The organism is Chloracidobacterium sp. D, assembly GCF_018304685.1.
In the GTDB taxonomy this organism is placed as follows: Bacteria; Acidobacteriota; Blastocatellia; order Chloracidobacteriales; family Chloracidobacteriaceae; genus Chloracidobacterium; species Chloracidobacterium thermophilum.
In genome coordinates this window covers 957,337-980,996 of record NZ_CP072635.1, presented here as the reverse complement: position 1 = coordinate 980,996, position 23,660 = coordinate 957,337, and the positions used below count along the sequence as shown (strand labels likewise).

At 62.8% G+C, this 23,660-nt stretch carries 18 protein-coding genes; 10 read left to right on the top strand and 8 right to left on the bottom strand.

Going from position 1 to position 23,660, the window contains the following annotated elements:
- Positions 1 to 242: 242 nt before the first annotated feature.
- From J8C01_RS15185 to J8C01_RS15155, 7 genes are all read right to left on the bottom strand, one after another.
- Entirely contained in the window at positions 243 to 719 is a 477-nt protein-coding gene (locus tag J8C01_RS15185) for a hypothetical protein (protein WP_211432984.1), read from the bottom strand.
- Positions 691 to 2,766 carry a hypothetical protein gene (locus J8C01_RS15180; RefSeq protein WP_211432983.1) on the bottom strand — a complete coding sequence of 692 codons (2,076 nt, stop codon included), beginning with the start codon at positions 2,764 to 2,766 and terminating at the stop codon, positions 691 to 693. Before J8C01_RS15180 ends, J8C01_RS15185 begins: the two co-directional genes overlap by 29 nt.
- Positions 2,767 to 3,908: 1,142 nt before the next feature.
- Positions 3,909 to 5,144: a zinc metallochaperone GTPase ZigA gene (gene zigA / locus J8C01_RS15175; protein ID WP_211432982.1), complete on the bottom strand. Its 1,236-nt coding sequence runs from the start codon at positions 5,142 to 5,144 to the stop codon at positions 3,909 to 3,911.
- A 73-nt stretch (positions 5,145 to 5,217) separates the two neighbouring features.
- The gene (locus tag J8C01_RS15170) at positions 5,218 to 6,648 is read right to left on the bottom strand and encodes an ABC transporter permease subunit (RefSeq protein WP_211432981.1); all 1,431 of its coding nucleotides are present in this window, start codon (positions 6,646 to 6,648) and stop codon (positions 5,218 to 5,220) included.
- 16 nt (positions 6,649 to 6,664) lie between these two features.
- A complete protein-coding gene (locus tag J8C01_RS15165; RefSeq protein WP_211432980.1) occupies positions 6,665 to 8,083 on the bottom strand; it encodes a DUF3526 domain-containing protein in 1,419 nt (472 codons plus the stop codon).
- A 28-nt stretch (positions 8,084 to 8,111) separates the two neighbouring features.
- A complete protein-coding gene (locus tag J8C01_RS15160) occupies positions 8,112 to 8,813 on the bottom strand; it encodes an ABC transporter ATP-binding protein (protein ID WP_211433302.1) in 702 nt (233 codons plus the stop codon).
- A gap of 180 nt (positions 8,814 to 8,993) precedes the next feature.
- Positions 8,994 to 9,809: a hypothetical protein gene (locus tag J8C01_RS15155; protein WP_211432979.1), complete on the bottom strand. Its 816-nt coding sequence runs from the start codon at positions 9,807 to 9,809 to the stop codon at positions 8,994 to 8,996.
- 311 nt (positions 9,810 to 10,120) lie between these two features.
- On the opposite strand from J8C01_RS15155, the gene J8C01_RS15150 reads away from it, so the two are divergent.
- The 10 genes from J8C01_RS15150 (at position 10,121) to tsaE (ending at position 22,779) form a co-directional block, all read left to right on the top strand.
- A complete protein-coding gene (locus J8C01_RS15150; RefSeq protein ID WP_211432978.1) occupies positions 10,121 to 13,111 on the top strand; it encodes a sigma 54-interacting transcriptional regulator in 2,991 nt (996 codons plus the stop codon).
- Between the two features lie 55 nt (positions 13,112 to 13,166).
- Positions 13,167 to 13,955 (top strand): glucose-1-phosphate cytidylyltransferase, encoded by a 789-nt coding sequence (gene rfbF / locus J8C01_RS15145; RefSeq protein ID WP_211432977.1) that lies wholly within the window; start codon positions 13,167 to 13,169, stop codon positions 13,953 to 13,955.
- On the top strand, positions 13,940 to 14,965 hold the full coding sequence (locus tag J8C01_RS15140) for a GDP-mannose 4,6-dehydratase (RefSeq protein ID WP_249355514.1): 1,026 nt from the start codon (positions 13,940 to 13,942) through the stop codon (positions 14,963 to 14,965). Before rfbF ends, J8C01_RS15140 begins: the two co-directional genes overlap by 16 nt.
- A 9-nt stretch (positions 14,966 to 14,974) precedes the next feature.
- Positions 14,975 to 15,424 carry a dTDP-4-dehydrorhamnose 3,5-epimerase family protein gene (locus tag J8C01_RS15135; RefSeq protein ID WP_014101512.1) on the top strand — a complete coding sequence of 150 codons (450 nt, stop codon included), beginning with the start codon at positions 14,975 to 14,977 and terminating at the stop codon, positions 15,422 to 15,424.
- Between the two features lie 20 nt (positions 15,425 to 15,444).
- The gene (locus tag J8C01_RS15130) at positions 15,445 to 16,404 is read left to right on the top strand and encodes an NAD-dependent epimerase/dehydratase family protein (RefSeq protein WP_211432976.1); all 960 of its coding nucleotides are present in this window, start codon (positions 15,445 to 15,447) and stop codon (positions 16,402 to 16,404) included.
- Positions 16,401 to 17,504: a glycosyltransferase family 4 protein gene (locus J8C01_RS15125; protein ID WP_211432975.1), complete on the top strand. Its 1,104-nt coding sequence runs from the start codon at positions 16,401 to 16,403 to the stop codon at positions 17,502 to 17,504. The genes J8C01_RS15130 and J8C01_RS15125 overlap by 4 nt, the downstream gene beginning before the upstream one ends.
- Positions 17,505 to 17,616: 112 nt before the next feature.
- Positions 17,617 to 18,522: an ATP-dependent sacrificial sulfur transferase LarE gene (gene larE, locus J8C01_RS15120; RefSeq protein WP_211432974.1), complete on the top strand. Its 906-nt coding sequence runs from the start codon at positions 17,617 to 17,619 to the stop codon at positions 18,520 to 18,522.
- A gap of 27 nt (positions 18,523 to 18,549) precedes the next feature.
- The gene (locus tag J8C01_RS15115; protein ID WP_211432973.1) at positions 18,550 to 19,830 is read left to right on the top strand and encodes a Glu/Leu/Phe/Val family dehydrogenase; all 1,281 of its coding nucleotides are present in this window, start codon (positions 18,550 to 18,552) and stop codon (positions 19,828 to 19,830) included.
- 269 nt (positions 19,831 to 20,099) lie between these two features.
- On the top strand, positions 20,100 to 22,226 hold the full coding sequence (locus tag J8C01_RS15110; protein ID WP_211432972.1) for an OmpA family protein: 2,127 nt from the start codon (positions 20,100 to 20,102) through the stop codon (positions 22,224 to 22,226).
- 82 nt (positions 22,227 to 22,308) lie between these two features.
- Positions 22,309 to 22,779 (top strand): tRNA (adenosine(37)-N6)-threonylcarbamoyltransferase complex ATPase subunit type 1 TsaE, encoded by a 471-nt coding sequence (tsaE, locus tag J8C01_RS15105; protein WP_211432971.1) that lies wholly within the window; start codon positions 22,309 to 22,311, stop codon positions 22,777 to 22,779.
- A 66-nt stretch (positions 22,780 to 22,845) separates the two neighbouring features.
- Here the strand turns inward: tsaE and J8C01_RS15100 are convergent, their stop codons facing one another.
- Positions 22,846 to 23,616, bottom strand: coding sequence for an FHA domain-containing protein (locus tag J8C01_RS15100; RefSeq protein WP_211432970.1), 771 nt, complete (start codon positions 23,614 to 23,616; stop codon positions 22,846 to 22,848).
- Positions 23,617 to 23,660 lie beyond the last annotated feature (44 nt).

The window sequence follows — 23,660 nt, the reverse complement described above, 5'->3', positions numbered from 1 at the left end:
CTGCCGATCTCGATCTGGGCAAACGACCGGCTAGTGAGCTTGCGCTAGTGAGCTTGCGCCGTTCTGGTTTCGGCATCGCCAGGATCGTATTGGCAACCTCTGTGTTACGGGACTGAAGACGCGCCAATTCTTCCGCCTTGACCCGGTTCAGGCGCAGGAAAGGGAGCTTGAGGGTCTTGGTTACGGTTGCCATGGTGATATGATGCACTATCTTCCGAACGAATATCAGGAGCAATTCTTCGCTATCCATCCCCGCCCTGAAGGGAGGGGCTTTTCGCGGGGAAGCCCGGTAAACTGGCAATGATGGCTTTCGCTTCGCGCTGGGCGGCCTCAACCTGTCGCACCAGGTAGGCGCGGTCGCTGTTGTCCCAGCAACCGCCGCCGCTGACACTGTACCTGACGACCAGGCGCCCCGGTTTGCCAATGGCCTGCCCCCGCCCACTCGCTCCCAAGTAAGAACCGGTGTATCCAGAGCCCCACGACCCACGGCGTATCCAGACGGCAAAATCCGCCAGCGCCCCGTCAAATGCGCCAATTTTCAAACTGCTGACCCCTTCGATGCCGCCGCCTTTGAATAGCCCAACCGCCATGTCAGAAGGCACGTCGCCCTGCGGACGGTCCTTCAACATTTTTTCCGCCCAGGCGCGGATAGCCTGCGGATGTTGTAGTTCATCGGTTGTGGACACCGGCTCAATGTAGGCCTGGACGGTGGCCGTCACACGGCTCTCCCACCCGTAGGGGCCTTTGATGACCGCGGGCTTGCGGGTCAAAACAAACCCATCCTTCGAGTTTGGCCCGCTTGATGAGTTCCAGGTCATGCGTCACCGAAGCCTCAGCTTTGGCTATATCGGTGATGTAGCGCCGGAGCAGGTCGGCATCGAGTTCGGGCTTGGCGGTCAACGGCAGCGAGCGCGTCAGGGGCCGTGGTCGGACGACCCGGCCCAACCGGCTGATCATGGCGCCTTCAATGGCGTCCCGTGCCTGCACAACACCTTCGTACACGCGAAGAAACTTCTGGATGGCTTTGACGGCGGCGACCTGTTTCTCCCGGTCAGACATCAGCCACCCCTTGATGACGCTATAGGGTGCGCCTTCCGCCTCCAGCGACCGGTTCCCTTCCGTCGTGATTTCCAATGCCTTGAAAACTGTTTGCAGCCGTTCATATTGCTCGACGGCCTTCCGGCCACGGTCGGTATCCAGCGCCAGTTCGGCGGCCCGGCGTTCTTCAAAAGTACGCACAATGGCTTCGGCCGTGGCTTGCCGGGCCTGTTGCCGCCAGGACTCACGGGCTGCCAGGAGGGTATCGAGCGCCCGGCGCTGCCCCCGGTCAAGAGACGACGCCCACGCTCCCGCCGTGGTCGCATCCTGGGGCAGATTCACGCCCCACATTTTGCCCAGGTCAGTGAGGTCCTCATTGACCTTGCGAGTTCCGGCACAGGCCCGCATCAGTGGGCCATCCTGGGTAAACAGTCCCGGCCGCCCCTGGTTGACGGTGGCCTGAATGGCTCTGGCCAGCGCCAGAATGGCCAGGCGATTGGCGCCCGAACCGAAGTCCGTCGCCGTTGAGCGGCGGATGAAATCCTGCGCCACGGCTTCGGCTTCTCTGTCACACATGGCGTCCACAAACTGGCGTGCGCCGGGCACCCCGCCGACACCCAGCCCCCCCAGATCAATGAGCCGTGCCTGGTCATCAAAGTGACTGGCGGCGTAGAGGCGGTCGAGTTGCTGGTCGAACAGCGTCTGTGCCCCCAGGGTGATGACCGTTTCGCCGAGGGCTTCGACCAGCGCCGGCAGCGCCGTTTCAGGCACGAGCAGATACATCACGGCCCGGAGAAAAGCCGCGTTGTCACCCTGTTTGAAGGCGTACAGCGATTGGAAGACCATCCCGAAAAAGGTGTTTTCCACGAGGGTCCGGCTCAGCGCCATGACGAGTTCGACATCGCTTTGCGCCGTGGTGATGCTGTTCAGCACACCGGCCCACATGGACGCCGACCCCAGATAATCCACCACCTTCAACCCTTGGGCCCGCGCCGAAGTGCCGATCTCGGTCAACAGATCAACTGTGCCGCTTCGGTAGCGCCCCTCGGCCGGTGGAAAGATGCGCCCGATGTCCAGCATCTGACCGGCCCGCTTGAGCAGTTCCTGCCCCAGTCCGGTGAGTTCCAGAAGCTCTTTCAGACGGTTCTTTTTCCCGGCTTCGGCCTGGCGAATCTTTTCAAAAGCGCGGCGCTGCTGGCGCAGGGCCTCGATCGTGCCGTCCGCTTCGGCCTGGCGTACCTTTTCGATGGTTTGCCGGGCGGCCCGGGCATGTTCGGCATAGGAGCCGCCGGGGTCGCCCCTGGTCTCAATGATCCGAAAATCATTTTCCAGCCGGTCCAAAGCCTGCCGGCGGCGTTCCGGCGTCGGCTCCTGCAGGATGATGCGGTCAATCTCGGCCTGGTAGGCGACTTCCGAATACCGCAGGATCATCTCCGTCAGCCGGTTGCCGAGTTCCTGCAAACCGGCGTCCGGGTAATTGCCGAAATGTTGTTTGAGCAGGATGCCGAGTTCGGCCGGCGTGGCTTTCTCAACGGCGCGGGCCAGGCTCAGCAGCGAGGTGTAGGCTGGATCGGAGAGCAGCGGATCATCGGCGATGAGTTCCCTGAACCCTGGCGCAGCCTGGGCCAAGGTGTGGGCGCGGGACAGGTACTTGAGCATACGCTTGAGCCGCGTCCTGGCATCCAGGTAAGGAACATCGAGCACCTCCAGGCGCAGGTGGCGGGCCATGTCCAGGCAACCGCCGGGTGCCGTCGAAGTCTGGCTGCGGAAGTAATCCACGCCCAGTCCTTCGAGAATCGGGCGGTAAGCGTTCCCAAAGCGTCTGTCCCTGCCCGCCGCCCGTATCGTTGAAGACGCTCTCACGTAAAAACCCACGCGCATCAAACATCCGGTCATAATCGCCGTTGCGGGCGGCTTCATGGCGCAACCGGGCCATCATCGAGGCATAGGCCAACTCGCCGGCCGGGTCGCCACGCCACAGTTCGATGGTGCGCGTCGTGCCATCAGGGTAGATGAGTTCAATCCGTTTGAGATTACGTTCGGCCCAGTCAATGCCCCCCTGGGTTTCAAACACACGGGATTCGACTTCCGCTCCCTCGGCCGTGATGACGACATCAAAATCCCGGAGTTGAAACCCCTGCGCTCCAAGCGTCTCCAGAATGGCAGCGCCGCAGGCATCGCGGACCTGACTGTTGACCTCCACATCCGCCCCAAAGATGGTGAAATCAAAGTCGCTCCCCACATTGACCGGCTGGTTGGAATCGGGCCACGAACCAGAGTCGCCAATGGCACTCAGGCTGCGTCCCTGGGGAGTCCCAACCCATGAGCGCAAGGCCCTCTGGCGGCCTTCCAGAATGGCCTGGCGGACTTTGCCCTGGTAAGTGCGCTGTTTGACCTCGATTTGGGCAAACTGCTGCCGTACGTCCTCCGCGAGTTGTCCCCGCTGCTGAGCCAGGTTGAGTGCGCGCAGGGTATCAATCACACATCCATCGGGCACGAGCTGCCGGACACGCTCGGCCAGCGTCACCGGAGACTGGCCATCCCAGTTCAGAACAGCCCGCCCGACTTCACTCAGCGCGGCTGCGTCCTGTGGCGTAACGCCGGCAACGGGTTGATCGGCGTGGAGACTGAGAAAGCACAGGGCCGTGAGCAGCACACCGAGACGAACTGAAAACCACCACGGGGAAAACCTTCTCCCAACGGGAAGCGGCGCGAAAACCCAGAGGCAACGCATGGCCATGCTCCTTGTCGGTGAACTTGCGCGGCCGGGAGCAGAACAACTCCCCCGGAGACCGCTCACGCCTACAAGCAAGAACGGCGTCCGAAGTGTGCCAGTCCGGTTGTGTGCTCAATGTGACCGGGGCCGCCGACTAGCTGGCCTCGGCAGCCGTGAGTTCCCAGTCGCCAAACGGATCAGGGAGTCTGGCCCAGGCGGCCAGACCCCGTTCGGCTTCGGCGTCGGTCAGCAGACAGGCGTCGAGGGCGGCTTCAATGGCCTCCCGGTTCATCCGCCGGTCGCCAATGAAAACCAACTCCTGGCGTCGGTCGCCGAAGAGGCCCTCGAAAAGGGAGCGGATTTCGGCACGCATGGCATCATCCACGCCCCATTCGCTCTCCGGTTGGGTGGCCCACCAGTAACCGCCGGGTTCGATCCGACAGGCTCCGCCGGCCTGACTCCAGACACCTACCATAGCCATGCGGGTGGCCAGCCAGAAAAAGCCCTTTGACCGTAACACCCCGTGCCACTCCTGACCGTCGGTTTCGCCGTGGAAAAACGCCCACAGCCGTTCGGGATGAAACGGACGCCGCCGCCGATAGACAAAGCTGGATATGCCGTAGGTCTCGGTTTCCGGCGGATGCTCGCCACGTAACTCCCTGAGCCAGCCGGCGGACTGACTGGCGCGCTCAAAGCTGAAGCGTCCTGTCCCAAGCACTTCTGTCAGCGGCACGACACCAAACCGGCAGTCCAGCAGACGGGCTTCCGGGTTGAGACGCCGCAGGATGCCCCGCAACCGGGCCAGTTCCTCCGGGGTCACAAGGTCAGCCTTGTTGATGAGCAGGACATCGGCAAACTCGACCTGTTCGATGAGCAGATCGGCAATGGTCCGGTCATCTTCCGGGCCAACTTCAAGCTGGCGTTCAGCAAGGCTTTGTGCCGCCTGGTAGTCGTGCAGAAAGTTCCGGGCATCCACGACCGTCACCATGGTGTCGAGACGGGCGATGTCCGACAGGCTGTTCCCGGACGCATCGGTAAACGTAAAAGTTTCTGCCACGGGCAGGGGTTCAGAAATGCCGGTGGACTCGATGAGCAGGTAATCAAACCGTCCTTCCCGCGCCAGCTTTCCGACTTCCACGAGCAGGTCTTCCCGCAGCGTACAGCAGATGCAGCCGTTCGACATTTCGACGAGCTTTTCCTCGACCCGGTTGAGCGCGGCTCCACCCTGGGCGACGAGTTGTGCGTCTATGTTGACCTCGCTCATGTCATTGACGATGACAGCCACGCGCTTTCCCTCGCGGTTTTGCAGGATGTGGTTGAGCAGGGTGGTTTTCCCGGCTCCAAGGAAACCGGACAACACGGTAACGGGCAAACGCTGGGATATGGACATTGACGCCGAAGCTCCTTTCCTGAGTAAAGCGTTTCTTGGGAGCGCGCGCGTCTCGCGCGCCTGATTTTCAACCTCATCGTGCGGGCAGGATGCCCGCACTCCCAGCCCGCGTGCCTGCCACCCAAAGCAGGACGCCCCCCAGACCCAACCACAAACCACCAGCCAGGGCCAGGTGCGGATACAATGCCGAAAGAGGCGGTTCGTGCAGGGTGAAGCGCGGCCAGGTTGGCACTTCTTCAGCGCGAATGAGGTCGTTGGGCAGGACGCGCCGCGCAAACCGTTCACGCCACGTCTTCTGGAAAGCCAACACCTGGTCGTAAAACGCCAGCCAGCGGTCGGCATCCACGCCGGAAAGCCCATCCAGAAGCGACTGCATCAGGGCTGTTGGTGAAAGCCACGCCAGGCGCGAACGCCATTGGTGACGACGGCGGCGCGCCTGTTCCTCGGATTCCCACAACGGACGCATGTCGGACTCTATGGCAGCCAATCGCGCCAGCGCCTGCAGGGAGAAGTCTTCTGGCGGAAGCGCCGTCGGTGCACCTTGGGCGGCAAGGTAGCGGGCTGTCAGTTCCTTTTCGTTGGCCTCAAAGGCGCGGTCAGCCGAACGCCGTGCATTGACGAGTTCGATGGGGGACGGCCCGGGAGCCAACCCGTTGGCGACTCCCGCACCAGCCGCCGGAATGAGAAGGCCCCACACCAACCACACCACTGACAACACCACGGCGTTCGTTGCCGAAGCCCAGCCACCAGCCGCCACGACAGCCACCACCGCCAGCCACAGCCAGACATACACCGCGACCAGCCCCATCCAGAGGACAAGCCGCAGCAGGGCCGCTCCCGATGGCCCTTCGGTCAGCAAAAAGGCCAGCAGGCCTGCCCCCCACAGGGTTCCCACCAGCCAGACGCCCCGGGCCGCAAGCTTTGTCACCAGCAACGCAAAGGGGGTGATGGGCTGCGCCAACACCAGCGCCAGCGTTCCCCGCTCACGTTCGCCCGACAGCACATCGTAACCAAAAGCAAAAACCATGAGCGGCAGCAGGAAGGTGACCACAAAGGCGATGTCAAACCACCCGGTTGCCGCATGGAGCGGGTTTTCCGGGTCGGGTTGTACGGCTGCCTCGCGCATGGTGATGCGAAAGGCGTAGGGACGCAGATCGCGGTCGCCAATGGCAAAGGTCGCCAAGGGCGCAGGCGGCAGCACAGCCGGTTGAAAGACCCGGAACATACCGGCAATCAACGGGCGGCGGGGATCAAACTCACGGTCGGGGGCCTGCTTCTGTTCCAGCCCCGCCACAGTTTCACGGTAGGCAGCCAGGCGCTCATCGGCGGACTTCTGGAACGCGGCGCTGGCCGTTTGCTGGAAGGTTGTCCAGCGCAGGCCGTTGTAAGCCCCGAAGACACACAGGCCGGGCAAAACCAGCCCAGCCAGCCACAGACTCTTTTCCCGCAGAAGGTGCCGCCACTCGTGCCGGAAGACAGACAGCCAGAGTTTTGAGTGCATCATGAAAAGGGTTGTCCGTTCAGGTTGTCGCGGCCAGGGCGCGCGCTGCCAGCCAGAGTGCCAGCAGTGAGAGACCCACCCAACCACCGAGCCAGGCCAGCGCCAACCACTGCCGTTGCAGCGCCAACGTGAGCGGCGGCGGGGCGTAGGTAAAGGGCTTGATACTCGTCCAAAGCCGGGCATCGGCGACGTAGGTTTCATCCGTCGCCAGCGTTGAGTTGTAGGCCCAGTCTTCGTTGAGGGCTTTGATAAGCGGTTGGCGGTATCGCTCGGCAGCGTCGGCGAAATCCAGATGGTGAAAAACATCCGTTCCGGCCAGGGCCATCGAGAGACTGCGGACGGCCAGCACCGGCGCGACGGCGGCGGCGGCGTTGTGCAGCGCCACCTGCTGCTCGAACGCTAACCACAGGCGGGCATAGTGATGGGCATAGACCTGGTTGCTGTGCTCTTCGCTTTCCTGCATCAGCAAGCCAGCCGGATTGATGGGCAAGTCTTCCAGGCGCTTGGCGTTGTACTGGGCCAGCAACCTGGACTCGAAGGCTTTGAGTCGCTCTTCCTGGGGATTGTGACCATCAATCCCCTGCCTGATGTCGTGTGCGACGGCGGCATCAAAAGCTGCGCGGGCGGGCGTCGGATACCAGCGGGCCGCCAGGTCAGTCACCATCCGCGGCACGACAAAACTACTCACCGCCCAGAATGTCAACATACCCAACAGTGTCATCCGTGCTGACCAACGGGACGACACCGCCAGGGTCAGCGCCAGAAAGATGAAACCGTAGAGCAGATAGCTGACCACCATCAGGGCCAGGCGGACGAAATCCCACGGGGCATCCTCCAGCCACCACAGAAGCAGGAAACTACTGACCGCAGCCGGCAGCAACGCCACACCCAGGGCGGCCCCGATGCCGGCCAGCTTGCCCGCGAGCAGCGTCCGGGGGCGGACGCCAAGGCTGAGGAGATAGCGCAGCGTGCCGTGTTCGCGTTCGCCGGCAAGGGCGTCGAAGGCCAGGACGATGATGAGCAGCGGGAGCAGGTACTGCAACACCCCGGCGGCGGTGAGCGCGAGCAGGCGTTGGGTACGTCCATCCTGGGCGGCAGCGCCGGTGAGATCATGGCGTTTGTGAGCTTCGAGAAAAGCCACGACGCCGGCGTGCTCATCCACGCCAATATCAACGAACGCCAGCGCCGTCTGGGGCTTGAAGGCATAGACGCCGTAGTGGGCCGCCGCATGGGGATTCTTCGGCGGCTGTGTCACCCAGTGCTCGCGGGCGACAGCGTTCGCGGCAGTGCGCTGGGCGCGAACCGTCTGCGTCTGTTGCCAACCGACGATGAGGACGGCCAGAAGGCAGAGTCCAACGGCGCTGCACAGCCAGTGAAAGCGGCGGTCGCGGAGCAGGCCTCGGAACTCCTGCCGGGCAATGGTCAACCATCCAGCCATATTGTTCGGTTCTCCCCGGTGGCGGGGTTCAGTTCCGCATGTAGTCGAGATAAAGCTGTTCAAGCGCCTGGGGTGTCATGTCTGCGCCGGTCAGGGTCGTCAACAGTTTTCCCTGGCGCATGATGCCGATGTGCGTACCGATTTCTCTGGCGCGGAACAGATCGTGGGTCGCCATCAGGACGGCCATGCCCTGGGCGGCCAGCCGGGTCAGCAGTTGTGAAAACTCATTGGCAGCTTGTGGGTCCAGTCCCGAAGTTGGTTCGTCCAGCAGAAGGGCTTTGGCTTCTTTGGCCAAGGCAATGGCGATGCCGACCTTCTGGCGCATCCCTTTGGAGTACGTGGCTACGCGCCGCTCGGCAGCCTCGGCAGACAAACCAACACCGGCCAGCCAGTCGAGAAGTTCGCGCCTGGTGTAGTGTTTTCCGGCCAGCTCACTGAAGTAGTCGAGGTTTTCAAGTCCTGTAAAATTTCGATACAGCATGACCTGCTCCGGGATGTAGGCCAGCCACTGCTTGGTTTCGATGGGATGTTCGGCGACGACATAGCCGTTGATGCGGGCTTCGCCCCTGGTCGGCGTAATGAAGTTCAGGAACAGGTTGATGGTGGTTGTTTTGCCAGCGCCGTTGGCACCCAGCAGGCAGAAAATCTCGCCGGGGGCAACCTGCAGGTTGAGGTCATCCAGGACGATGCGCTCACCATAGGCTTTGGTGAGGTGGACGGCTTCGAGCATGGGCGGCACAGGGGCATCCTACCGGCACACAGGAATCAGCAAATAAGAATAATCTGAATACCAGAGAGCCGCCCCCGATGCAAGAACCGGGCGCGCGGGCGTCTCGCCCGCACGAGCTTGGGAGCGCGGGCATCCTGCCCGCATGACGAAAGGAAATGAGGCGTGTGGGTATCCAGAGAATTACCGACCGGGTTCCGTGAACTCCACGACTTCCACGGCCGGCTCCGCCGGCGGTGCGAAGTCATCCCAGCCGGCCACCACCACCCCCAGGCCACCGTCGGGGAAACGTTCCATCATCCGGGCAACGTCGGGCAGGGGTTCCTGTGCCGGTTCGGTGACGGCACTGGCCAGCAGCGTACCGGCGGTTTCCATCCAGACGTGAACTTCACGGCCGCCAACCGGCATCCGACCCAAGTAGGCGTAAGGCGACCGGACGGTGTAGGCATGGCTGTACCAGAGCTTGACGGTGGCCCCGTCGGCCGTGGCCGTGTACCCGGCAAACTCATAGGCGATGCTTTCCACAACCTGGGTGGCCGTGGCATCAGCCGGCGGAACCGCCGGCGCAACAACGTCAACGGCGGCCGGCTTCCGGGTTGTGCGGGCGACGACGGCCGTCTGCGCCGCCGCCGTCTTCGCCGCAACTGTCGGCTTGACCGGACTGGTGGCCGTCCGGGCCGCCAGAGCGCGCTTTCCGGTGCGGGTTTTGCCAGACCACATCCTGTTCGCAGCCCGGTTGTTGGCCGCCTTACCCGTCCGGCGCACCTGCGCCCGGCAGGAAGCCCGGCAGGATTTGCGCCGGACAAACCGACCGGACTTCACACTGGCTGGCGCAATCGTTTTCATGCCAAGCGCCGGCTGCCGGGAAGCTCCGGCTGAAGACGAGGCATGGGCACGGTCACCGGCCACTTCGCCGGCGAGCGTCGCTGTGCCACAGAACAGAAAGGTGAGGCAAACCAGGATGACAGTGCGTGTCAGACCGTGAAAGAATCGCGCCATCGTGTTACGCTCCAGAACCGAACCCGAACTCAGCCGCCGTGTTTGTCGCGGTGCCTGCGGCTCAACCGAGTCCTGGTGCAACTTCCGCGCCACACGCTTCCTTCATTCGATGTCGCCCTCCGCCGACGCCGGGACAAACCGCAAAGTCTTTGCAAGAAAAGCCTTAGATAAAAGTGTCAACAAAATTTCCACGGCGGCGATAACTGTCTCACAGAGACTCTCATGGGTTTCATGCGTCAATGTCCCGGACAGATGACTGTCGAATGAACACGTTTCACCACATCAGGCTTGCCTGACCACAACCTGGCACCATGCGTTACTTTGACCTGCAACCGGCTGATGACCTTTCCGCCATAGGGCGCATCACTCAGAACATTGGGGACGTTTCGGGACGCGACCCGCTGGCTGCCCTCAAGGAACTCGAAGACCTGCTTTCGATTTCCCTACCCCCACTCGACTCGCTGCGCCGCTGTCAAATTGCTGAACAGTGGGAAGTGCTGGGCAACTACAGTGCGGCGGAGCAGCAATTGTCCCAAATCAGCATGGAAGGGCTGCCGGATGACATTGCAGCCCAGGTGCTGCTGCGGCGGGCCAGCCTCTGCCGCTGGACGAACGATGCGCCGCAGGCCATTCACCTCGCCAAGCAGGCGCAGGAACTTGCCCAAAAGGTCAATGATGACGAATGCGCCGGCGAAGCCGCAGCGGTCATCGGCTACGCTTACTGGCTGCTGGATGAATACGAAATGGCCTACGACGCCCTGCGGCAGGCCGTTGAAGTGCTCGGGCGGACCAAAAACCTGCGCGCCTTTGCACAAGCCTGCTGGGCGCTGACCTACGTCTGCAATCTGCTGGGACGTACCTCTGAAGCCCAGGAGGTTTCGGAGCGTGGCATTGTGGCGCTGACCAACTCCCCCAAGGCCGACACGCCCTTCGGACAGACCATTCTCGGACACCTGCGGGCCAGCCAGGCGGTCATCGCCTTTGAGTGCGGCAATGTTGAGATTGCCCTCATGATCCACGAGCGGGCGCTTGATCACTGGATGTCCACAAATGACCCGCGCCTGCTGGCCAATGGCTACCGCAATGTCGCCGAAATTCACTTTGCCACCGGCAACTGGGACCAGGCCGAGGACCTGCTCGAACAGGCGGACTACCTGATTAGCGAAAGCGATCCCTCCATCCGCTGTTCAACACTTATTACCATGAGCCGCCTGTCGGCCCGGCGTGGCAAGTTTTCTGACGCCCGCCTGGCGCTGGCCGACGCCAACATGCTGGCGTCACAATCCGGCAGCCGCAGCCTGTTGGCCGAATACCACGATGCCCTTGGTGAAACCGACCTGCTGGAGCAAAACTACGCCGACGCCGAAAACAACTTTGCGGCGGCGCGCGACCTGTTCATCAAGATGAACCAACCCAGCCGGGTGGCTTACGCCAACCTGCGGCTGGCCGAAACCCGTCTCGCGCAGGGGGACCTTGCCGGGGCCCAAGGCTTTTTTGAAGTTGCCCGCGAGTTGGCGGCCCGTACGACCAATCCGCTGCTTGAAGCCCACGTAGAGCGGATCAGCGGCAAACTCGCTCTGGCACAGGGGGATACAACAACCGGACTCGTGGCGCTGCTGCGCAGTATCCACGGCTTCGAATCGCTCAACTTCGCCTGGCAGGTGGCCCTGGGTTACTTCGACATTGGGACGGCCGTAGGCGACAACATTCCTCTCATGCAGCAGCGGGAATGGCTCGAAACGGCCATCAGCATCTTCCGGCATCTTGGGACGGCCCCCCACCTGATGGCGGCGGAAGCGGCGCTGGTCGAACTCAGCCGGCGCACGCCCGTGACCCTGCAGGACCTGCCCGGTCTCAACACCACCCAGGTTGAGCGTCTGACAACGGCGATGGCTTCGACCGAATCCGTCGCCCGTGAACTCGCCGCCATCATTGACAGCTACAAGATCGCCGTCGCCGTCTTTGCCGAAAATGTCGAAGGCGATGTCCTGGTCATCACCTCCCGTGGGCTGGAAAATGAAACCGTTCAGGATTTGCGCACCCTTCTGAGACGACGCCTCCAGCACCCGGACACGCCCCACAGCGACTCCATCCGCTTCGAGTGTCTCTGGCAGACCGAAACCCATCTTTCGCCGCATCGTCCGCGCAGCCTGTGGGTTCATCTGGGACGGCTCAAACCGGACATCGAGCCACTCGTTCATTCCCTGCTGCGTCTGGCCGGAACGGCCCTGGAGCTATGTCATCTCCGGGCTGTGGTGGAGGAACTCTCCACCGCCCAGAAAGTCAGCGAAGTGCGCGTGGATGATGCTACTCTGTCTGAACTGGGACTCATTGGCGTCTCGCCAGCGATGCGCGAGATTGCCGCAAGGATTCTGCGCATCCGGGATGCTTCCGTGACGGTGCTCATCACTGGCGAGTCCGGCACTGGCAAGGAAGTCGTGGCGCGCGCCATTCACCGTGCCTCGGCGCGGCGTCACAAACCCTTTGTCGCCTTCAACTGCGCGGCTGTTCCGTCCGAACTGCTTGAAAGCCAGCTCTTCGGCCACAAGAAGGGGGCCTTTACCGGGGCGGACAAAGATGCCCTGGGGGTCATCCGGGCCGCCGACGGCGGAACACTCTTCCTCGATGAAATTGGTGAGCTGCCACTGCACCTTCAGCCCAAACTCCTGCGCTTTCTTCAGGAACGGGAAGTCCACCCGGTCGGCGCTGACCGGGCGATGGCCGTGGATGTACGGGTCATTGCCGCCACCAACCGCGATCTGGCACGGGAAGTCGCCGCCCGCAACTTTCGGGAGGACCTGTTTCACCGGCTCAATGTCCTCAACATCGCCCTGCCGCCGCTGCGCGAACGGCGGACTGACATCCCTGTGCTGGCCCAGGCGTTCCTTCAGGAAGCCGCAGCGCGCAACCAAAAGACAGTGACGCTGTCCGAAGCAGCCCTGACGGCGCTGACCCTTTATGACTGGCCGGGCAACGTCCGGCAGTTGCAGAATGAAATCGAGCGTGTCGTCGCACTGGCCGATGACCGGGAGCTGCTTACCCCGTCGTCGTTTAACTTTACCGTGCCGTCCGCCAGCCCGCCGACCGAAGCCGGACTGGAAACCATTTTCCCGGAAGGGCACATCCCGCCAAAACTCGCCGACGCCGTCGCGCTGCTCGAACGCCACCTGATCACCGAAAGCCTCAAACGCCACGGCGGCAATGTCACCCGGACGGCGCAGGAACTTGGCATCAGCCGTCCCAGCCTCTATGCCAAGTGCAAAACCTATGGCATTACCATCAGCAAAGCTGTGGGCGGCTGACCCGGCACTGACCACACCCGGCGACGCCCCGTACTAAGCCAAGGAACGCTCTGTCATGAAAGTTGCCATTCTCTGTGGCGGACGAGGGACACGCCTGCGGGAGGTGAGCGAAACCATCCCGAAGCCCATGGTGCCGATTGGCGAGCATCCGATTCTGTGGCATGTCATGAAACTTTACGCCTCGCACGGGCTGACCGAGTTTGTCCTGCTGCTGGGCTACAAGGGGACGGTCATCCGGGAGTATTTTCTCAACTTCGCTGCCTACGAATGTGACGTGACGGTGGATCTGTCCGCAACCGGCGACCGCCGCCTCACCTTTCACGGGCCGCCGGCCGAGCCGTGGCAGGTGACACTGCTCAACACCGGGGAGGACACCCTGACCGGCGGGCGGGTCCGCCGGGCGCGCCGCTATCTGGAAACGGACGAGCTGTTCTGCCTGACCTACGGGGATGGCGTCGGCAACGTGGACATCACCGCCCTGCTCGCCTTCCACCGGCAGCACGGGCGGCTGGCAACGGTCACGGCCGTCCGCCCGCCGGGACGTTTCGGCGAACTTGTGCTGGATGACCACCGCCACGTGCGGGTTTTCAACGAAAAGCCCCAGGTGAGCGGTGGCTACATCAACGGCGGTTTTTTTGTCTTTCACCGGGATGTCCTGGAGCGGTATTTTCCCGACCGCGATGACCTCATGCTCGAAAAGGAACCTCTCGAAGCCCTGGCGCGGGATGGCGAACTCATGGCCTTCCGGCACGATGGCTTCTGGCAACCCATGGACACACCGCGCGAGTTTCAACTTCTGAACGACCTGTGGAGGAGTGGCCAAGCCCCGTGGAAAATCTGGTGAACTTCTGGCGCGACCGGCGGGTGTTTGTTACCGGGGCCACAGGTCTGGTCGGGTCGTGGCTGGTCAAGGCGTTGCTCGCCCAAGGCGCGCAGGTCATTGCCCTCATCCGGGATGCCGATCCGCAATCCGAACTGCTGCGCTCCGGCGACCTCCGGCGCGTCGCCGTCGTCAACGGCCGGCTGGAAGACTTTGCAACGCTCGAACGCGCCCTCCACGACCACGAACCCGACACCGTATTTCATCTGGCAGCACAGACCATCGTTGGCGCGGCGCACCGCAATCCGCTGGAGAACTTTGAGTCGAATGTCCGTGGCACATATCACCTGCTCGAAGCCTGCCGGCGGGCGCAGCCCTTCGTTCAGCGCATCGTGGTGGCTTCAAGCGACAAGGCCTACGGCACGGCTGAAACCTTGCCTTATGTCGAGACCATGCCGCTGCGCGGCCAGCATCCCTACGAAGTGGCCAAAAGCTGTGCTGACCTCATCGCGGCGGCCTACCACCACACTTACGGACTGCCGGTAGCCATTGCCCGGTGCGGCAACATCTACGGCGGTGGCGACCTGAACTGGAGCCGCATCGTACCAGGCACAATCCGCGCCTTCTGGCGGGGTGAACGCCCTGTCATCCGCAGTGACGGCACGTACGTCCGTGACTACCTCTATGTCGAGGACGTGGTTGACGCTTACCTGCGGCTGGCCGTTTACCTTGACCGGCCCGGCGTTGCAGGGGAAGGGTTCAACTTCAGTCCCGAACGGCCTCTGACGGTGCTGGAACTTGTAGAGCGGATTCAGGACCTGATGGACTGCCGGCATATTCTGCTCGACATCCGCAATACGGCCGTGGGCGAAATTCACTCGCAGTACCTGGATGCCTCCAAGGCGCGGGAGCGTCTCCACTGGACGCCCCGGCGTCCGCTGGAGGACGGCCTGCGCGCCACCATTGCGTGGTATCGTGCCTTCCTCGATGAGCAGGACCGCCTCTGGAAAGACCGAAATCTGACGGGAGCTTGACTTTGAACCATGATTGACGGCGTGGCCGTGCGCCCCCTGCGGCAGATTCCCGATGAACGCGGCAAAATCATGCACATGCTGCGGGCTGATGCGCCGCACTTCGAGCGGTTCGGCGAGATTTACTTTTCCTGTGTCTATCCGGGAGCCATCAAGGCCTGGCACATCCACAAGGCAATGACGCTCAACTACGCCGTCATCGTCGGGCGCATCAAGCTCGTGCTCTACGACGACCGGGAGCACTCGCCGACCCGTGGTGAACTCATGGAGCTGTTCATCGGGGACGGCAACTATGCGCTCGTGACCATCCCGCCCCGGATTTGGAACGGCTTCAAAGGCATTGGCACGGAAACAGCCATCGTGGCCAACTGTGCCACCCTGCCCCATGACCCGGAGGAAATCGAACGGATGGACCCGTTCACCGACCGCATTCCCTACCGCTGGGACATCCGCCACGGATGAGTTCCGGCACATGTCCAGGCATGGCTGAACCGGTGTATCTCCTCATTGGCGGAGCCGGCTACTTTGGCGCGCGGCTGGCGGAAGACCTTGCCCAACACGGGCGGGTTGTCATCACCGGCCGCCGCCGCTCCCCCGCGCGTGACCGGTGGCTGGCGCGCCATGCCGGACGCATCACCTGGCAGTGCTATGACGCCGCCGAAACGTCCCGGCTGCCGGCGGAAACGGAATACGCCGCCGTGTTCAATCTGGCGACACCGGGCGCGGCCGAAGCTGCCGCACAGCCGGAAGCCGCCCGGCAGCAGGCGTTGGCCACCGTGGAGCAGGCGCTACACCTCGTCACCACCGGGCGCGCGCGTCGGCTGATACATTTTTCGACCTTCCACGTCTATGGCGCGCCGTCGCCTGAAACGCCGCGCACCTGGTACGGGGAGGACGACCCGCCAACGCCGACGCACCCCTACGGACATATCCATGCCGCCTGCGAGGCCCGTCTGGCCGAGGCAGCCCTGCCCTCCGTCCTGGTTGTGCGACCGACGAACCTTGTGGGGCGGCCGGCGCACGCTGACTTGGGTCCGCAGCAACGACTCATCTTTCTTGATCTCTGTCGGCAGGCTGTCACCCAACGCGCCCTGACGCTGCTGACCGACGGTTTGGCCTACCGGGACTTCTTGCCGATCCCGGCGGCGCTGGCTGCCATTCACTGCCTGCTCGATGCCCCTTCCTGGCCCCGGCAGTGTCACCTGGCTGCCGGCCGTGCGATGACACTGCGGGCGCTGGCCGAACGCATCCAACAGGTTGCCGCCCGGCAGTACCACTGGAAGGTGGTGCTGACGACGGGCAACCGGACGGATGCCTTCCGGGTTCCGTTTCATGTGGACACCACCACCCTGCGCCGGCTGGGATGGTCGCCGCCCGAAGAAGCGGTGCTCGATGCTGAAATTGCCGCCACCCTGGCCGGCTTTCAGACGGTCACGGAATGATGCGCCCGCCGCCGGTTGTTCTTTTTGTCACCAGCTATGTGTCGCCGTTTATGACCGAGCTGACGGCGGCCGTCAATGACCTGGGACAGGTGACGTTCCACGCCGCCTATCTCGAAACCTCCCAGTTTGCCAACCACGGGGCGCACTGGAACACAGCGGCCGAGCGCCCGGATACGCATCGCCGCCCGGCCGACGTGCCGGTGCGGGACTTCCTGCGGGAGTGGTTTGACCGCTACCGTCCGCAAGTTGTGATTTGTGGTTACGGGCGGGGGCCGGCGTACGAAGCCACCTTTGCCCACTGCCGGCGTACCGGTGCGGTTTTTGGCGTCTTTGCCGAACAGCCCATGCGCGATGGCCGGCTCAAGCATCTGGCGCGCCGGGCCTACTACGCCCAACTCTGGCGGCGGATGCCTCCGACCTTTGTTCTGGCTGTTGGCGACCGCGCCGTACAGTTTTACCGGCGTCTGTTGCGCGACCCCGAAGCAGCCGTGTTTTTCCCGTACTATCAGGATTTACGCCCGGTGCTCGCCATTCCCGACCGGCCGGCGCGGGACACTCTCCACTTTCTCTTTTCCGGCCGGCTGGCAGCGCAGCATGGCATCCGTGGTCTGGCGGCGGCCTTTGAAAAGCTGGCGCAGACGCATCCCGGCCGCTTTCACTGGTGTGTTTCAGGCACTGGAGACGAAGAACGCTGGATTCGGCAGGCCATGGCGCGTTGCCCGGCGCTGGCGCAGGCGGTGAGCTTCGACCGGGAGTTTGCGACCTGGAACGACCGTCTGCGGCCGTTTGCCGCTTCGGACGTGCTGGTACTGCCGAGTTTTCATGCCGGTTGGGGACTGGTGATCCCGGAAGCGTTGGGCGCGGGGATGCCGGTCATCACCACGCGCGGCGTCGAAGCAGCGCGTTATTATGTCGAGGCTGGCGTCAACGGCCTGTTCGTTGAGCCGCACCCGAAAGACATCCACCGGGCGCTGGCCTTTTGTCTCGATCACCCGCAGGCTGTCGAGGCCATGCGTCGGCATACCCGCGCCTCTGTGGCGCGGGGCGACGTCCGGGTGGGCGCTGCCCGGCTGGTGGATGTGCTGTCCCGGTGGCTGTGAGGCGGTCAAACCGCCGCGGCCGCCTCGCTGGCAAGGGCTTGAACTCGCGCGGATGGCGGGCGTATGATTTCGCACGCTTCGCGCATCTTTCGACCAACGGAGCTATGCTTCCGTGGACGCCGCTTCCTCCCCCTCCTTACCCAGCCACACTGCTGCCGATAAAGAACAGGCTCTCCGGGCGTGGTTGCGCCAGGCGCAACGCCTGATTGTGGCGCTTTCGGGTGGTGTGGACAGTGGCTATCTGGCCTTTGTGGCCCATCAGGAATTGGGCACGCAAGCCCTTATGGTCACTGGTGACAGCCCCAGTCTGGCCCGTGCGGAGCGGGAAGCCATAACGCAATTTGTGACGCGCTATGGAATGCGTCATGTGTTTGTGGAAACCCGTGAACTCGACCATCCGGCCTATCGTGCCAACCCGGTTGAACGCTGCTACTTCTGCAAGCAGGAACTCTTTGGCCAACTCTGGTCTCTGGCCCGGCAGGAAGGCATGGGTGTCGTCTGCGACGGCACCAACGCCGATGATGCCAGCGACTTCCGTCCCGGACGGCGCGCAGCAGCCGAACAGTCCGTCAGCAGCCCGCTGGCACAGTTTGAGTTCACCAAGGCGGACATCCGGGAGCGCGCGCGGCACTGGGCATTGCCCATGGCTGACAAGCCGGCTTCGCCCTGCCTGGCATCGCGGATTCCGCACGGGCAGCCGGTGACCATTGGCAAACTCACAGCCGTTGAGCGCGGCGAGCAAGCGCTGCGGGCGCTGGGGTTCCGTGAGGTACGCCTTCGGCACCACGCAGAGGTGGCCCGGATTGAAGTAGCTCCTGCCGAGTTGCCCCGCGCCCTTGATCCGGCTATGGCCGCCCGGCTGGTGGCGGCACTCAAACCCCTTGGCTTTCGCTTCATCACCCTCGACCTTGAAGGCTTTCGCAGCGGCTCGCTCAACCCTGCTGCGGCCAGCCATGCCGCGGCCTGTCATACCGAACGTCATACCGAATCGCCGTCCGCACTTTCGAGGACACTCTGACCGCCATCATTTCGTGAGGAACGTCCCATGCCAAACGCTTTTGTTGATGACGCCCGTAATTTCAAGGAAGACAACCCGTTCGAGTCCATGATGTCGCGCTTCGACAATGCGGCAAAACTGCTCGACCTTGACCCGAACATCTATCGCATCCTGCGCTGCCCCACACGCGAAATGACCGTGTACATCCCGACCATGATGGATGACGGTCACTATGAAGTCTTTGTGGGCTATCGCGTCCAACACAACTTTGCCCGTGGGCCAGCCAAAGGCGGCATCCGCTATGCGCCCGACGTGACGCTGGATGAGGTCCGCGCCTTGGCAGCCTGGATGACCTGGAAGTGCGCTGTGGTCAACATTCCCTACGGCGGCGGCAAGGGGGGCATTGTGTGTGACCCGCACAAGATGTCCATGACGGAACTCGAACGCCTTACCCGGCGCTACACGGCTGAAATTCTTGACATCATTGGACCCGAACGGGACGTTCCGGCGCCGGACATGAACACCAACGAGCAGGTCATGGCGTGGGTGATGGACACCTACTCGATGCATGCCCGCCACACCGTCAATGCCGTCGTCACCGGCAAGCCCGTTGAACTCGGCGGCTCGCGGGGCCGGCGGGAAGCCACCGGACGGGGACTGCTGTTCGTCATCCAGGAAGCCTGCAAGAAATTCGACCTCAAGCCGGAGGAAACCCGGATCGTCGTCCAGGGTGCAGGCAATGTCGGCGGCATCGGCGCCACCCTGCTGCACGAGGCCGGGTTCAAGGTCATCGGCATCTCGGAAATTCGCCACGGACTCTACAACCCGAACGGGCTGGACATTCCGGCGGCGCTTGCTCACCTGCACAAACACAAGACCTTCGAGGGTTTTGAGGGCGGCGAACTCATCACCAATGCGGAGTTGCTCGAACTCGACTGCGAAGTACTCCTGCCGGCGGCGACGGAAAACCAGATCACGACCCAGAATGTCGAACGGATCAAGTGCCGCATCCTGTGCGAAGGGGCCAACGGGCCGACGACGGCAGCCGCCGACGAGGTGCTTGAAAGAAAGGGCGTCTTCGTCATCCCGGACATCCTCGCCAACGCCGGCGGCGTGACGGTTTCCTACTTCGAGTGGGTCCAAAACCGCATGGGCTTCTTCTGGAAGGAAGATTTTGTCAACGAGCGCCTGCAGGACACGATGGTGTCCAGCTTCAATGACGTGCTGAGCTACGCCGAAAAGCACAAGGTGAACATGCGCACGGCGGCGTACATGCTGGCCATTGACCGTGTAGCCTACGAAACCAAGATGCGGGGCATCTACGCCTGATACCCGACGGCTCCGGGAGCTTTTGCTGGAAAGCGACTCCAAGGCGGTTCTGCCTGGAAGTGCCTGAGACCCGGAAGCGATAAAACTTGGTTTCCGGGAGTTGGCTGTGTTAGCTTTGCCCAAGTTTTGTCACCAAAAGCGTTGCACGAGGCAGCCCACCGGCTGATGGGTCTGAAAAACGATGAAGGTCTTTTGCTTTTTTTGTATCGTGCGGACGTGACAAGGTTGGAACAACATCAACTGGTCATGTGACCAGGAGGGGATAAAGAATGAAACACCGTACTTGGCTTGCGCTGTTCGCCTGCATGTTTTTGGGCAGTGCGACGGTCATGGCGCAATCGGCGCGCGAGCAGGACCGCCCGCTCAATCCGACCGTCACCGGCGGCACCGGTCTGTTTACGGTCTATGACGCCTCAACGCTGAAGCGGGGCGAGTTTAATATCGCGGCCTACTACAACAACTTCGACCGTGAACCGGGCAACGTGGACATCAGTCAACAAATTGTGAGCGGCGCTGTCGGGCTCACGGATCGGTTGGAATTCTTTGCCGCTTCGGTTTTTCGGCAGCAGCTTGTCGCTGACCAGCGCCGTGAGATCAGCGGCTTTCTCCTGCCAAACGTACGTTTTCCAGGAACGCTGGCCGGGCCGGTGCCCCTGGGACCCGGCTCCTCGGCCGGCGCGCCTTTTGTCGGTCTCATCGGGCCAAGCACAACCAACATCTCCAACGCCGGCGCCGCCGTTGGCGGGGTGCTGCCGGGGCTGGTGCAAAGCGGAACGCGCATTGTCGGTATCGGCATCAATGCCCGCCTGGTAGGCAATCTGCCTGGCTATCTGAACGACTTTCCCTTCCTGGCCAGCAGTGAATACACCAGCGGTAACACAACACTCGGCGCCAAGTTTCGTTTCACCAATCCAGAAAATCCACTTGGGTTGGCGATTGTCGGCTTCGTGAACATCCCGACCTCTTTTGCCAACGGCATCTTTCGTGGTGCGGGCAACGGCGTGGTGCGTGGCAGCGGACCGGGCGCGGTGGACTACGGTGTGATCCTCGTCCCGGCCGTGCGTGCCGGGCGTTTCACCTTTACCGGCAACCTCGGCGCCGTCAAAACCGGCGATCCTTCGGCCAACAACATCCGCTACCTTGACCGGCGCAACATCTTCATCGCCTCCGGCGCGGTGGATGTGGCCGTCAACAAATACTTCCAGGCCATCGGTGAAATCACCTCCAACATCTACTACGGGAGTGGCACGCCGAATCTCAACCCGGTCAATCCACTCGACCTGACCGTTGGCGCCCGCTTCACGCCAACCGGCAATGACAAGTCGGTTCACTTCAGCTTCGGCGGCGGCTACCGGCGGCTGCTGAACAATGCCAACTCGGAACGCGGCTCAAACCGGGGTGATGTCAATGGTTTCGTCGTGAACGCGGTCATTGGCTACCGGCGGCGGGTGCAGACGGTCGAAGCACCCGACCCTTGCGCCAACAACCGGCCGCCAACGGTTACACTGTCCTCTGACCGGACGCGCCTCAAGACCACCGAACGGGCGCGCCTGACGGCCGTGGCCAGTGACCCCGATCCGTATGACACGAGCTTGACTTACAACTGGACGGCCAGCGTCGGACGGATTGAAGGCACCGGGCCGAATGTGACCTATGTTCCGCCCACGGACCGCGCCGGCACAACCACGGTGACGGTCACGGTTTCGGACCTGTGCTGTGCTACAGCGACAGCCTCGCTTGAACTCACCATCGAGAAGAACACCTGCCCGACGGTGACGGTGACGGCCTCCCCCACGCAGGTCGTCGAGGGAGGCTCCGACGCCCTCATCAGCCTCTCGGCCGTGGGACGTGACGCCGATGACGATCCGCTGACCTACCGCTGGACGACCTCGGCCGGGCGCATCCAAGGTAGTGGCGCCAATGTCACACTCGACACGACCGGGCTTTCGGCCGGGCGCGTCGTCGTGACTGTGACGGTGGACGATGGCAAGTGCACGGGCGAGGCTTCGACGGCAATTGAAATCCTGTCGCTGCCGCCGCCGCCACAGGCGTACACCATTGCCTGCGATGGCACCCTGGCCAACCCGCCGTTCCGCCGCAACGTGGTGCGGGTGGACAACCAGTGCAAGGCGCTGCTCGACCAGATCGTGACCCGCCTCCAGAGCGACCCGACGGCGCAGGTCATCGTGGACGGCCATTCCGACAAGGGCGAGAAGCGCGGCACGGCGCGGAAGCGGGCCGACAATGTCCGGGCCTACCTGGTGGGCAAGGGCGTTGACCCGAACCGCATTGAGCTGCGCATCTTCGATGACCAGCGGGCCGCCGAGGCCCCGGGTGGCAACAACCGCCGGGTCGTGGTGACGGTCGTGCCGGAAGGCGCCCAACGCCCCGAATAACGGGAGGCCCTGAACCTCACAACCCTCAACGACGGGGCAGGCAAAACCACCTGCCCCGTTTCTCCTTTCTGCGGTCAGCCCGGTGAACGAACAAATCTACCTGAGCCACAGTCCGGATGAGACGTTCGCTGTGGGCTACAGCCTGGGCGAGCGTCTGGCGGCGTGGCCTGAACCCACGGGGCGGGTGGTGTTGCTGAGCGGGGAACTCGGCAGCGGAAAAACGCAGTTTGTGAAAGGTCTGGCCGCAGCGCTCGGTCTCGACCCGGCGGAAGTCACCAGCCCGACCTTTGCCCTCGTTCAGGCGCATGCCTTTCCGGGCGGCACGCTCTGGCACGTGGACCTGTACCGCCTGCCGACTGGCCCCGGTGCGGCCGAGGCCATCGCCCTGGCGGAGCTGTTGGGGCAACCCGGCATCGTGGCCATCGAGTGGCCGGAACGGCTCGGCCCGGTGTTGCCCACGCTTGCTGCCAGCGAGGACCGGACGTGGCGGGTTTATCTCGATGAACTGCAGGACGGAAACCGCCGGATCACCCTTCACTCCCCGGTGGGCTGACTACAACTTTGTGGCAAAAAGTGAATGCGCGAAAGCGGCAATACCAACCAGAGAGCGCGCACGGACTCAGGAAGATTCAGTGTTTCCGGACAGCCCGGCGTTGGCTTCGTCGAGTTCACGCAGAATGTCGAGCGTCAGGCTGGTGTTACTTCCGGCCGTGATCGTAACCGGAAAGGGCTTGGTCGAACGTTCGACCTCGAAAAATCCCTCGGTGAAGCTCACGAACTTGCGGAAGGCTTCCAGTCCGCGCAAGTGACCCACCTCGCAGGTGACGATGAGACCTTCATTGAAGCCGAGCCAGCCGCTTTGCCCATGGGTGGCGCGTACGGTGAAGGCAGCCGTCAACCGGTTGGCTTCCACCACCTGGATGACATCAAAAACGGAAATCCGGCTCAGGTCCCCGGTCAGAAACTTCGATCCGCTGCGCAGCGGAAGCACAAAGACAAAGGTGTGGGAGCCAATCGTAAAACGGTCGCCATCCGACAACAGGCAGCGTTCCTGGGGAGCGAGCCGCCGTCCGTTGAGAAACGTACCGTTTGTGCTGCCCAGATCAATGAGGAAGTAGCGCCGCCGGTCAGACTCACCAGCGGCTTCGAGGTCGAGCATCACTTTGGCATGCTCACGGGAAGCCACGGCGTCATTGACAAGCGATACTGTCGCCAGCGGGGAACGCCCAATAACTGTCGTCGGGTTGTCGAGGATATAGGTTTGCTTGACGGCAGCGCCCTCCAACACGAGCAGTGTGGCAAACTGGTCATCCGACGATGCGAGCCGCCCCAGGGTCTCCACATCGAGCCGAGCCGTTTTGATGGTTGGCACTTCTGAACTTTCCGACATTGCTTGCCTCGCTTGCCAAGCCGGGCTGACCACCCGGCCCGCCC